At 64.3% G+C, this 13,001-nt stretch carries 9 protein-coding genes and 1 tRNA gene; all 10 read right to left on the bottom strand.

From position 1 onward, the window contains the following. Positions 1 to 294: 294 nt before the first annotated feature. Positions 295 to 4,515 carry a DNA-directed RNA polymerase subunit beta' gene (gene rpoC, locus AC1DTW_RS27500; RefSeq protein ID WP_477985116.1) on the bottom strand — a complete coding sequence of 1,407 codons (4,221 nt, stop codon included), beginning with the start codon at positions 4,513 to 4,515 and terminating at the stop codon, positions 295 to 297. 17 nt (positions 4,516 to 4,532) lie between these two features. Next, positions 4,533 to 8,657, bottom strand: a complete 4,125-nt coding sequence (gene rpoB / locus AC1DTW_RS27505) for a DNA-directed RNA polymerase subunit beta (RefSeq protein ID WP_477985118.1) — start codon at positions 8,655 to 8,657, stop codon at positions 4,533 to 4,535. A 342-nt stretch (positions 8,658 to 8,999) separates the two neighbouring features. Further along, positions 9,000 to 9,377 (bottom strand): 50S ribosomal protein L7/L12, encoded by a 378-nt coding sequence (rplL, locus tag AC1DTW_RS27510; RefSeq protein ID WP_477985120.1) that lies wholly within the window; start codon positions 9,375 to 9,377, stop codon positions 9,000 to 9,002. 41 nt (positions 9,378 to 9,418) lie between these two features. Beyond that, on the bottom strand, positions 9,419 to 9,973 hold the full coding sequence (gene rplJ / locus AC1DTW_RS27515) for a 50S ribosomal protein L10 (protein WP_477985122.1): 555 nt from the start codon (positions 9,971 to 9,973) through the stop codon (positions 9,419 to 9,421). 284 nt (positions 9,974 to 10,257) lie between these two features. Beyond that, on the bottom strand, positions 10,258 to 10,968 hold the full coding sequence (gene rplA / locus AC1DTW_RS27520; RefSeq protein ID WP_477985124.1) for a 50S ribosomal protein L1: 711 nt from the start codon (positions 10,966 to 10,968) through the stop codon (positions 10,258 to 10,260). A 1-nt stretch (position 10,969) separates the two neighbouring features. Further along, a complete protein-coding gene (gene rplK / locus AC1DTW_RS27525; RefSeq protein WP_477985126.1) occupies positions 10,970 to 11,404 on the bottom strand; it encodes a 50S ribosomal protein L11 in 435 nt (144 codons plus the stop codon). Between the two features lie 144 nt (positions 11,405 to 11,548). Next, entirely contained in the window at positions 11,549 to 12,139 is a 591-nt protein-coding gene (gene nusG / locus AC1DTW_RS27530; protein WP_477985128.1) for a transcription termination/antitermination protein NusG, read from the bottom strand. Between the two features lie 25 nt (positions 12,140 to 12,164). Continuing rightward, on the bottom strand, positions 12,165 to 12,551 hold the full coding sequence (gene secE / locus AC1DTW_RS27535) for a preprotein translocase subunit SecE (protein ID WP_477985130.1): 387 nt from the start codon (positions 12,549 to 12,551) through the stop codon (positions 12,165 to 12,167). 115 nt (positions 12,552 to 12,666) lie between these two features. Further along, positions 12,667 to 12,742: transfer RNA gene (locus AC1DTW_RS27540), tRNA-Trp, on the bottom strand. A 12-nt stretch (positions 12,743 to 12,754) separates the two neighbouring features. Beyond that, on the bottom strand, positions 12,755 to 13,001 hold a 247-nt coding region (locus AC1DTW_RS27545; RefSeq protein ID WP_477914443.1), incomplete at its 5' end, for an EF-Tu C-terminal domain-related protein.

Here is a 13,001-nt window from a genome sequence, read left to right on the forward strand (position 1 = left end):
ATCCTTCACCGCACAACCGCCGCATTTACGTCGCCTGGCCCTTGGCCACGAGAGCTTTGCAGTCACTTGCCTGCTCGCCCTGGCCGGCGCCGCCTCGGATGCGGTTCGTGTACCTCGGCTCACGGTTTACGCTCCACGCTTCCTCTCCACGCTCGGTCGCCCTCACGCAGTTGCGCTTCACTTGCCTCGCTGTGGCCAGCTCGGCGGAGGACTTGCACCTCCAAGATCGCGCCCATGCTGGGCGCACAAAAAAAGGGCGACCGAAGTCGCCCTTGGGGTCAGCGTCGTGCCTGCTTATTCAGCAGCCGCGTCGCTCGCCGCATCGATCTGCGCCAGCTGCACGGCGGCCAGTTCCTCGGCCTCCTGCATCACGATCGCCTTGCGCTCGGCATCGTCCATCGCTTCCTTGGCCTTGCGGGCGTCGTGGAAGGCCATGCCGGTACCGGCCGGGATCAGGCGGCCGACGATCACGTTCTCCTTCAGCCCGCGCAGCTCGTCGCGCTTGCCCATGATGGCAGCCTCGGTGAGCACGCGCGTGGTCTCCTGGAACGACGCCGCCGAGATGAAGCTGTCGGTCGACAGCGACGCCTTGGTGATGCCCAGCAGCACATCGCTGTGCGTCGCCGGCAGCTTGCCTTCCGCGATGGCCTTGTCGTTCTTGCCCAGCAGCTCGGAACGCTCGACCTGTTCGCCCAGGATGTAGCTCGTGTCGCCCGGGTTGACGATCTGCACGCGGCGCAGCATCTGGCGAACGATCACCTCGATGTGCTTGTCGTTGATCTTCACGCCCTGCAGACGGTAGACGTCCTGCACTTCGTCGACGATGTAGCGCGCCAGTTCCTCGATGCCCAGCAGGCGCAGGATGTCCTGCGGATCGGCCGGCCCGTCGACGATCGACTCGCCCTTGTTGACCACCTGGCCCTCGTGGACCACGATGTTCTTTTCCTTGGGCACGAGCTCTTCGTAGACCTTGCCTTCCGGGTCGGTGATCTGCAGGCGCACCTTGCCCTTGGTCTCCTTGCCGAACGACACGGTGCCGGTCATTTCTGCCAGCGTGCCCTTGTCCTTCGGCGTGCGGGCTTCGAAGAGTTCGGCGACACGCGGCAGACCGCCGGTGATGTCGCGTGTCTTCTGGCCTTCGACCGGGATGCGCGCGAGCACTTCGCCCGGCAGCAGGTCCTGGCCGTCGCGGATCTGCACCAGCGAACCGACCTGGAACGCGATCGTCACCGAGTGATCGGTGCCCGGGATCTTGACCTCGTGGCCCGATGCATCGAGCAGCTTGACCTGCGGACGCACGACCTTGGTCGCACCGCGGCGCTTCGGGTCGATCACGACGAGCGTGGACAGACCCGTCACTTCGTCGAGCTGCTTCGCGACCGTCAGGCCTTCCTCGACGTTCTCGAACCTCGCCTTGCCGGCGAACTCGGTGATGACCGGGCGGGTCAGCGGATCCCAGTTCGCCAGCACGGTGCCAGCCTTGACCTGCTGATCGGCCTTGATGCTGAGCAGCGCGCCGTACGGCACCTTGTGACGCTCGCGCTCACGGCCGTGCTGATCGGAAATGATGATTTCGCCGGAACGCGAAATCACCACCAGCTCGCCCTTGCCGTTGGTCACGTAGCGCATCGTCGCGTTGAAGCCGACGATGCCGTCGCTCTTCGCGTCGACGCTCGATGCCACTGCCGCACGCGACGCCGCACCCCCGATGTGGAAGGTGCGCATCGTCAGCTGCGTGCCCGGCTCGCCGATCGACTGGGCCGCGATCACGCCGATCGCCTCGCCCATGTTGACGAGACCGCCACGACCCAGGTCGCGGCCGTAGCACTTTGCGCAGATGCCGAAGCGCGTCGCGCAGGTCAGCGCGGTTCGCACCTTGACCTCGTCGACACCGGCCGCCTCGAGCGTGTCGAGCACGTCCTCGTCGAGCATCTCGCCGGCGCCGAGCAGTTGCTCCTGCGTCTCCGGGTGCTGCACTTCGACCGCGGTGACGCGGCCGAGGATGCGGTCGCGCAACGACTCGATCACTTCGCCGCCTTCTACCAGCGCGCGCATGTTCATGCCGTTCTGCGTGCCGCAGTCGTCCTCGATGACGACCAGATCCTGCGTCACGTCGACCAGGCGTCGCGTCAGGTAGCCCGAGTTGGCGGTCTTCAGCGCGGTGTCCGCGAGTCCCTTGCGGGCGCCGTGGGTCGAGATGAAGTACTGCAGAACGTTCAGGCCTTCGCGGAAGTTCGCGGTGATCGGCGTCTCGATGATCGAGCCGTCAGGCTTGGCCATCAGGCCGCGCATGCCGGCGAGCTGGCGGATCTGCGCGGCGGAACCGCGCGCACCCGAGTCGGCCATCATGTAGATCGAGTTGAACGACTCCTGATCGACGGTCTTGCCGTGACGATCCACTGTCTTCTGCTTCGACAGCTGGCTCATCATGACCTTGCCGACTTCGTCGCCGGTCTTGCCCCAGATGTCGACGACCTTGTTGTAGCGCTCGCCGGAGGTCACGAGGCCCGAGACGTACTGCTGCTCGATCTCCTTGACTTCCTTTTCGGCGCGTTCGATCAGGCCGTGCTTTTCCTTCGGCACGAGCATGTCGTCGATCGCGATCGAGATGCCCGCACGCGTGGCCAGGCGGAAGCCCGACTGCAGCAGCTTGTCGGCGAACACGACCGTCTCCTTCAGGCCGCACTTGCGGAACGAGACGTTGATCAGGCGCGAGATTTCCTTTTTCTTCAGCGCCTTGTTGATGTTGCTGAACGGCAGGCCCTTCGGCAGGATCTCGCTGAGCAACGCGCGGCCGACCGTGGTGTCCACGAGCGCGGTGTGCGGCACGAACTCGCCGCTGTCCTTGTCCTTCGTGTACTCGGTCAGGCGCACGCTGATCTTCGAGGTGATCTCGACCACGTCGTTGTCGAGCGCGCGCTGCACTTCGCCGATGTCGGAGAAGATGATGCCTTCGCCCTTGGCGTTGATGCGGTCACGCGTCGCGTAGTACAGGCCGAGCACGACGTCTTGCGACGGCACGATCGACGGCTCGCCGTTGGCCGGGAACAGGATGTTGTTCGAAGCCAGCATCAGCGTGCGGGCTTCCATCTGCGCCTCGATCGACAGCGGGATGTGCACGGCCATCTGGTCGCCGTCGAAGTCGGCGTTGAACGCCGCGCAGACCAGCGGGTGCAGCTGGATTGCCTTGCCTTCGATCAACACCGGCTCGAAGGCCTGGATGCCCAGGCGGTGCAGCGTCGGAGCGCGGTTCAGCAGAACCGGGTGCTCCTTGATGACTTCTTCGAGGATGTCCCAGACCACCGGCGTGCCGGATTCAACTTCCTTCTTCGCCGCCTTGATGGTCGTGGCAATGCCCATCGCCTCGAGGCGCGAGAAGATGAACGGCTTGAACAGCTCGAGCGCCATCAACTTCGGCAGGCCGCACTGATGCAGCTTCAGCGTCGGGCCGACGACGATGACCGAACGGCCCGAGTAGTCGACGCGCTTGCCCAGCAAGTTCTGGCGGAAACGACCGCTCTTGCCCTTGATCATGTCGGCCAACGACTTCAGCGCGCGCTTGTTCGCGCCGGTCATCGCCTTGCCGCGACGCCCGTTGTCGAGCAGCGAATCGACCGCTTCCTGCAGCATGCGCTTCTCGTTGCGCACGATGATCTCGGGCGCCTTCAGCTCGAGCAGCCGCGCGAGGCGGTTGTTGCGGTTGATGACGCGGCGATACAGGTCGTTCAGGTCGGAGGTCGCGAAGCGGCCGCCGTCCAGCGGAACGAGCGGGCGCAAATCCGGCGGCAGCACCGGCAGCACTTCCATCACCATCCACTGCGGCTTGATGCCCGACTTCTTGAAGGCTTCCATGACCTTCAGGCGCTTCGAGTTCTTCTTGACCTTCAGCTCGGAGCCGGTCATGTCGTTGCGCAGCTTGTCGATCTCGACGTCGAGGTCGATCTCGGCGAGCAGCTTGTGCACGCCTTCGGCGCCCATCAGCGCGACGAATTCGTCACCGAACTCGGTGCGCTTCGCGTCGTAGTCGTCTTCCGACATGATGCTGAACTTCTTCAGCGGCGTCATGCCCGGATCGACGACGACGTACGCTTCGAAGTACAGCACGCGCTCGATGTCGCGCAGGGTCATGTCGAGCACGAGGCCCAGGCGCGACGGCAGCGACTTCAGGAACCAGATGTGCGCGCAGGGCGCGGCCAGGTCGATGTGACCCATGCGCTCGCGGCGAACCTTGGTCTGCGTCACTTCGACGCCGCACTTCTCGCAGATCACGCCACGGTGCTTCAGGCGCTTGTACTTGCCGCACAGGCACTCGTAGTCCTTGATCGGCCCGAAGATCTTCGCGCAGAACAGGCCATCGCGCTCCGGCTTGAAGGTGCGGTAGTTGATGGTCTCCGGCTTCTTGACTTCGCCGAACGACCAGGACCGAATTTTCTCGGGGGAAGCCAGTCCGATCTTGATGGCATCGAAGTGCTCATCAGGGGTGAACTGGCGGAACAGATCAAGCAAACCCTTCATGTTCTGTTTCCTTCTCTTTAGTTGCGCTCGAGTTCGATGTCGATGCCCAAGGAACGAATTTCCTTGACCAGCACATTGAACGATTCCGGCATGCCGGCTTCGATGGCGTGTTCGCCCTTGACGATGCTTTCGTAGACCTTGGTGCGACCGTTCACGTCGTCGGACTTGACCGTCAGCATCTCCTGCAGCACGTAGCTCGCACCGTAGGCTTCCAGTGCCCACACTTCCATTTCACCGAAGCGCTGGCCACCGAACTGGGCCTTGCCGCCGAGCGGTTGCTGCGTCACGAGCGAGTACGGACCGGTGGAACGGGCGTGCATCTTGTCGTCGACCAGGTGGTGCAGCTTCAGCACGTGCATGTAGCCGACCGTGACGGGGCGCTCGAAAGCGTCGCCGGTGCGGCCGTCGTGCAGCGTGGCCTGGGTGCGCGTCGCGGTCAGGCCCTTGGCCTTCGCGATGTCGTCCGGGTAGGCGAGCTTGAGCATCGCGCGGATCTCTTCCTCCGCGGCGCCGTCGAACACCGGCGTCGCGAACGGCACGCCCTTGCTCAGGTTGCCGGCCATCTCGACGATCTCGGCATCGCTCAGGTTGTCGAGCCGCTCCGTCTTGCCGCCCGACTTGTTGTACAGCTCGTCGAGGAACTTGCGGATCTCGGCGACCTTGACCTGCTCGCGCAGCATGGACTCGATGCGCTGGCCGATGCCCTTGCCGGCCCAGCCGAGGTGAACCTCGAGGACCTGCCCGACGTTCATCCGCGACGGCACGCCGAGCGGGTTCAGCACGATGTCGCACGGCGTGCCGTCGGCCATGTACGGCATGTCCTCGACCGGAACGACCTTCGAGACCACGCCCTTGTTGCCGTGACGGCCGGCCATCTTGTCGCCCGGCTGCAGGCGGCGCTTGACGGCCAGGTAGACCTTGACCATCTTCAGGACGCCGGCCGGCAGTTCGTCGCCCTGCGTCAGCTTCTTGCGCTTCTCTTCGAAGGCGAGGTCGAAGCTGTGGCGCGTCTGCTCGAGCGAGTTCTTCACGCTCTCGAGCTGGCTCGCGACGCCCTCGTCGGCCGGGCGGATGTCGAACCAGTGGTAGCGCTCGACGCTGGCCATGTAGGCCTTGTCGATCACGGTGCCCTTGGCGATCTTCTGCGGCCCGCCGTTCGCGGTCTGGCCCACCAGCAGCTTCTCGATCCGGTCGAACGCGTCGGCCTCGACGATGCGCAGCTGGTCGTTCAAGTCGAGCCGGTAGCGCTTGAGCTCGTCGTCGATGATCTGCTGCGCGCGCTTGTCGCGCGGGATGCCTTCGCGGGTGAAGACCTGCACGTCGATCACGGTGCCGTTGGTACCCTGGTCGACACGCAGCGAGGTGTCCTTCACGTCGGAAGCCTTCTCGCCGAAGATCGCGCGCAGGAGCTTTTCTTCCGGCGTCAGCGTGGTCTCGCCCTTGGGCGTGACCTTGCCGACCAGCGTGTCGCCCGGATTCACTTCGGCGCCGACGTAGACGATGCCCGATTCGTCCAGACGGCCGAGCTGCTGCTCGCTCAGGTTCGGGATGTCACGGGTGATTTCTTCGGAACCGAGCTTGGTATCGCGCGCCATCACGACCAGCTCCTCGATGTGGATCGAGGTGTAGCGGTCGTCGGCGATCACGCGTTCGCTGATCAGGATCGAGTCTTCGAAGTTGTAGCCGTTCCAGGGCATGAAGCCGACCAGCATGTTCTGGCCGAGCGCCAGCTCGCCGATGTCGGTCGATGCGCCGTCGGCGATGATGTCTTCCGCCGCCACCTTGTCACCGCGCTTGACGATCGGGCGCTGGTGGATGTTGGTGTTCTGGTTCGAACGCTGGTACTTGATCAGGTTGTAGATGTCGACGCCGACTTCGCCCGCCACCGTCTCCTTGTCGTTGACGCGGATCACGATGCGGTTCGTGTCGACATAGTCGACCACGCCGCCGCGCTTGGCGGCGACCACGGTGCCCGAGTCCTTCGCGGCCACGCGCTCGACACCGGTACCGACGAGCGCCTTTTCGGGGCGCAGGGTCGGCACGGCCTGACGCTGCATGTTCGCGCCCATCAGCGCGCGGTTCGCGTCGTCGTGCTCGAGGAACGGCACGAGCGAAGCGGCGACCGAGACGATCTGCGTCGGCGCGACGTCCATGTACTGGATCCGCTCGGCCGAGGTCAGGATCGATTCGCCGTTGTCGCGCGCGCTGACCAGGTCGTCGATCAGCTTGCCTTCGGCATCGAGCGTCGCGCTCGCCTGCGCGATCACGTACTTGCCCTCTTCGATCGCCGACAGGTAGTCGATCTGCGTCGTCACCTTGCCGTCGGCCACGCGACGGTACGGCGTTTCCAGGAACCCGTATTCGTTCAATTGCGCGTACAGCGCGAGCGAGTTGATCAGGCCGATGTTCGGGCCTTCCGGCGTCTCGATCGGGCACACGCGGCCGTAGTGGGTCGGGTGCACGTCGCGCACCTCGAAGCCGGCGCGCTCGCGCGTCAGGCCGCCCGGGCCCAGGGCCGAGACACGCCGCTTGTGCGTGATCTCGGACAGCGGGTTCGTCTGGTCCATGAACTGCGACAGCTGCGATGCTCCGAAGAACTCCTTCAGCGCCGCGGAGATCGGCTTGGAGTTGATCAGGTCATGCGGCATCAGCGCCTCGGTCTCGGCCTGACCGAGACGTTCCTTCACGGCCTTCTCGATCCGCGCCAGACCCGAGCGGTACTGGTTCTCGGCGAGCTCGCCGACGCAGCGCACGCGGCGGTTGCCGAGGTGGTCGATGTCGTCGACCTCGCCGCGGCCATTGCGCAGCTCGACGAGGATCTTGACGACGTCAAGGATGTCCTCGTTCGACAAGGTCATCGCACCTTCCGGCACGTCGCGGCCGACGCGGGCGTTGAACTTCATGCGGCCGACGCGCGACAGGTCGTAGGTATCCGCGCTGTAGAACAGGCGATGGAACAGCGCCTCGACCGCGTCTTCGGTCGGCGGCTCGCCGGGGCGCATCATGCGGTAGATCGCGACGCGCGCGGCGAGCTGGTCGGCGGTCTCGTCGGCGGCCAGCGTCTGCGAGATGTACGCGCCCTCGTCGAGCTCGTTCGTGTAGAGCGCCGGGATTTCCTTGACGCCGGCGACGCGCAGCTTCTTCAGCAGCGCTTCGGTCAGCTCGTCGTTCGCCTTCGCGAGGATCTCGCCCGTGTCGGCATCGACGACGTTGCGGGCCAGCATCCGGCCCATCAGGTAGTCCTCGGGGACGCTGATGAACTGGGTCTCGCTCTGCTCGATCGCGCGCACGTGGCGCGCAGTGATGCGCTTGTCCTTCTCGACGACGACGACACCGTTCTTGTCGGTGATGTCGAAGCGCGCGACTTCGCCGCGCAGGCGATCGGCGACGAACTCGAGCTGCGCGCCCGAGTCCATCAGCCGGAAGTTGTCGAACACGAAGAAGTTCGCGAGGATCGATTCCGGGTTCAGGCCGATCGCCTTCAGCAGGATCGTCACCGGCATCTTGCGGCGGCGGTCGACGCGGAAGTACAGGATGTCCTTCGGGTCGAACTCGAAGTCGAGCCAGGAGCCGCGGTACGGAATGATGCGGGCGCTGAACAGCAGCTTGCCGCTCGAGTGTGTCTTGCCCTTGTCGTGCTCGAAGAACACGCCCGGCGAACGGTGCAGCTGCGAGACGATCACGCGCTCGGTGCCGTTGACGATGAACGAGCCGTAGTCGGTCATCAGGGGCACTTCGCCCATGTAGACCTCTTGCTCCTTGATCTCCTTGACCGTCTTGGCCTGCGGGCTCTCACGGTCATAGATGATCATCTGCAGCTTCGCGCGCACGGCGGCCGCGTAGGTCAGACCGCGCACCTGGCACTCGCGCGTGTCGAACGCGGGCTTGGCCATGTTGAATTCGATGAACTTCATTTCGACGAACCCGTTGTGCGACACGATCGGGAACGCTGAAAGGAAGGCGGCCTGAAGGCCTTCGGGCTTGCGCTTTTGCGGCGGCACGTCCTTTTGCAGGAAGGCGACGTACGACTCCTTCTGCATCGTCAGCAGATAGGGAACGTTGAGGACACTCTCGCGTTTACCGAAGCTCTTGCGGATCCGCTTGCGCTCGGTATAGCTGTAGGGGGTTGTTTGCTGCGCCATATGTAGTTACCCACTCCGTCTCAGGGAGACTCGCCTGGCCCAGGCAAGGCTCCCGTCGGCGACTGTCTTGCGAGCCCCGTCTCTTGCACAAGAGGGCAGCTCGAAGCTTGGTGATTGGCCACTACCAACCGCTGGCGGACAACCCCGGCGTTGCACCGGAGCCCGACCAAACCCGCTCTCTGCAGTCGGATCAGAGAGCTCTTGAAAACACTTGAAAGAACCCTCGATTGTCGAGGTGCGTGCTTTCAAGTGCTTTCAAAGGGGCATCGCATCGCGATGCACCCGAGAAAGCACAAAAGGCTGGGGCCGAAAACGGCACCCAGCCCCGTGCAAAGCGCCGAATTACTTGATTTCGGCCTTCGCGCCGGCGTCGACCAGCTTCTTCAGTGCGGCGTCGGCATCGGCCTTGGCCACGGCTTCCTTGACGGCCTTCGGCGCGCCGTCGACCAGGTCCTTGGCTTCCTTCAGGCCCAGGCCCGTCAGTTCGCGCACGGCCTTGATGACCGACACCTTGTTGGCGCCGGCTTCCAGCAGCATCACGTTGAATTCGGTCTGCTCTTCGGCGACCGCAGCGGCGGCGCCGCCGCCACCGGCGGCCGGAGCCGACATCGCGGCGGCCGACACGCCGAACTTCTCTTCGATCGCCTTGACCAGGTCGTTCAGGTCCATCACCGACATGCTGTCGAGTGCGGTCAGGAATGCGTCTTTATCGAATGCCATTTTGGTTTCCAGTTCAGTAGATAGTTACAAAGATCGATCGTTCAAGCGGCGGCAGGCGCGGCATCGGCAGCGGGCGCTGCTTCTGCGGCAGGTGCAGCAGCGGGAGCCGCTTCGGCGCGCTTCTCGGCGATGGCCGCCAGCACCCGCGCGATGCGCGAGATCGGCGATTGCATCAGGCCGAGCAGTTGCGCCAGCAGGACTTCCTTGCTCGGAATGGACGCCAGGGACTTCACCCCGTCGGCATTCAGAGCCTTGCCCGCATAGGCACCGCCCTTGACGATCAGCTTGTCGTTGCCTTTGGCAAAGTCGGAAAGGACTTTGGCCGCGGCGACAGCGTCTTCGGAAAAACCGTAGATCAGCGGGCCGACCATGCTCCCCGAGGCCACTTCGAACGGTGTGCCGGCGACGGCGCGACGAGCGAGTGTGTTCTTCAGAACATGAAGGTACACACCCTTTTCGCGCGCCTGCTTGCGCAGCACGTCCAAATGAGCCACGGTGAGGCCACGGTATTCAGCCAGCGCGAGCGTCTGTGAGCGCGCCGCCTGGGCTGCCACATCCGTCACCACGGTCTGCTTCTCGCTTTTGTTGAGACTCAAGGTCACACTCCTCACATCATGTGCCCTTCGCCGTTGCCGGCTCCGGGCACCCCTTGGGTTCAGCGAAACAACCGAACTGGAACTCTCGAGAATTCCTCTTCGGTGGAACCGCCATCTGCGCTGGCTTGTTGCGCGACTTGCGCCGCGCCTTCCATTAAGCGACCACGAGGGCCACACCAGCGGTCTTGGATGACCTGCTCGCCCTTGCGGTTCGAGCAGCCCACCAAACTCATTCAGGCCGGCACCAGACTCGTGCCGACCTTGGTCTTCACTGCGCGGCGCCCTTACGCAACCGCGGCCGATGCGTTGATCGACGCGATCTCGACACGGGCGCCGACGCCCATCGTCGAACTCAAAGCGACCTTGCGCAGGTAGATGCCCTTGCTCGACGCCGGCTTCGACTTGTTCAAGGCCTCGATCAGCGCGCGCAAATTGCCCACCAGCTTGTCGGACTCGAACGAGCGACGACCGATCGTCGCGTGCACGATGCCGGCCTTGTCGACGCGGAACTGGACCTGGCCGGCCTTCGCGTTGCGAACCGCCTGCGCGACATCGGGCGTCACGGTGCCGACCTTCGGGTTCGGCATCAGGCCGCGCGGGCCCAGGATCTGGCCCAGCGTACCGACGATGCGCATCGTGTCCGGCGAGGCGATCACGACGTCGAAGTTCAGGTTGCCGGCCTTGACCTGTTCGGCCAGGTCTTCCATGCCGACGATGTCGGCGCCGGCGGCGCGGGCTTCTTCAGCCTTCGCGCCCTGGGCGAAGACCGCGACGCGCTTGGTCTTGCCGGTGCCGTTGGGCAACACGACGGCGCCGCGCACGACCTGGTCCGACTTCTTCGCGTCGATGCCGAGTTGCACGGCCACGTCGATCGACTCGTCGAACTTCGCGACGGCGCATTCCTTGATGATCGCCAGCGCGCTGTCGATCGGGTACAGCTTGGTCGTCTCGACCTTGCCGGCGAGTGCCTTCTGGCGCTTGGTCAGCTTGGCCATGTCAGATCACTCCTTCCACGGTGATGCCCATCGAGCGGGCGGTGCCGGCGACGGTGCGCACGGCGGCATCGAGGTCGGCGCCGGTCAGATCCTTGATCTTGGTCTTGGCGATCTCTTCGGCCTGGGCGCGCGTGAGCTTGCCGACCTTGTCGATGTGCGGCTTCGGCGAGCCCTTGTCGAGCTTCAGCACCTTCTTGATCAGCACCGACGCGGGCGGGCTCTTCAGCACGAACGTGAAGGACTTGTCCGCGAACGCGGTGATCACGACCGGCAGCACGAGGCCGGGTTCCATGCTGGAGGTCTGGGCGTTGAATGCCTTGCAGAACTCCATGATGTTCAGGCCGCGTTGGCCCAGGGCCGGGCCGATCGGGGGCGAGGGATTCGCCTTGCCTGCGGGGACTTGCAGCTTGATCAAGCCGACAATCTTCTTTGCCATCTCTACTCTCCAGTTCAACCCCGCGCATGTGCTGCGACGAAGTTGTTGAGTTCAAACGCCAAGGGCTGGTTACCTTGGCTCCTCGTGCCCGAATCTCGTCCCGGGCTGGCTACGGGCGGGCTCGGAGTGCCCGCCGGACTCGTATCAAACCTTCTCCACCTGCGCGAAGTCGAGCTCCACCGGCGTCGCGCGGCCGAAGATCGTGACCGAGACACGCACCTTCGACTTGTCGTAGTTGACGTCCTCGATCGCGCCGTTGAAATCGGTGAACGGGCCTTCCTTGATGCGCACCAGCTCGCCGACGACCCACTGCACCTTCGGGCGCGGCTTCTCGACGCCCTCCTGCATCTGGTGGACGATCTTCAGCACCTCAGCCTCGGAGATCGGCGACGGCCGGTTCTTCGCGCCACCGACGAAACCGGTGACCTTGCTGGTGTGCTTGACCAGGTGCCAGGTGTCGTCGCCCATCTCCATCTCGACCAGCACGTAGCCGGGGAAGAAGCGCCGCTCGGAGACCGACTTCTTGCCGTTCTTCAGCTCGACCACTTCTTCCATCGGAACCAGGATGCGACCGAACTTGTCCTGCAGCTCCGAGCGATCGATGCGCTCGCGCAGGTTGCGCTCGACGGCCTTTTCCATGCCGGAATAGGCGTGCACCACATACCAGCGCTTGTTGCCGGTCGGCGCCACCGCGGCCGCCGCGGGTTGCTCTGTCGTGTTGAGTTCTTCGGTCATCACAGTGTTCTTCCGCAAACGCGCCTCAACGCTTCCAGCCCAGGATCAGGTCGTACAGCAACCACTCGAGCGTCTTGTCGGTCAGGAACAGGAACAGTGCCATCACGACGACGAAGGCAAACACGTAGCCGGTCATCTGCAGCGCCTCCTTGCGCGTCGGCCAGACGACCTTCTTGACTTCGCGTACCGAGTCGCGCCCGTAGGCGATCAGCTGCTTGCCCGGCTCGGACGTGAAGAAGCTCGCGACCGCGGCCGCCATCAGCACGATCAGCGCGGCGACGCGCAGCCAGAGATCCTGCTTCGCGAGCACGTAGAAGACCACCACCGCGGCGACGACGAGGACACCCGCGATCGCGAGCTTGGCCTTGTCAGCGCCGGTGGAGATGGTTTCGACTTGTGCAGGATTCGCCATGGTTTTCAGTTCGATTCAGTGCGGCGCCGGCTCCAAACCGTGCCGCCTTCCAGCAGCAAAGCCCGCCGACCCCTCAAGGGCTACGCGGGCTGCTGCGGCTTGCCAGTGAGTTACCTGGCAGGGGCGGAGGGCATCGAACCCCCAACCTCTGGTTTTGGAGACCAGCGCTCTGCCAATTGAGCTACGCCCCTTCGGAAAATTCCTTATTCGATGATCTTGGCCACGACCCCGGCGCCGACGGTACGGCCGCCCTCGCGGATGGCGAAGCGCAGGCCTTCTTCCATCGCGATCGGGTTGATCAGCTTGACGGTGATGCTGACGTTGTCGCCAGGCATGACCATCTCCTTGTCCTTGGGCAGCTCGACCGCGCCGGTCACGTCGGTGGTGCGGAAGTAGAACTGCGGCCGGTAGTTGTTGAAGAACGGCGTGTGACGCCCGCCCTCTTCCTTG

The sequence above is a fragment of the Rhizobacter sp. P5_A1 genome (genome assembly GCF_056400745.1).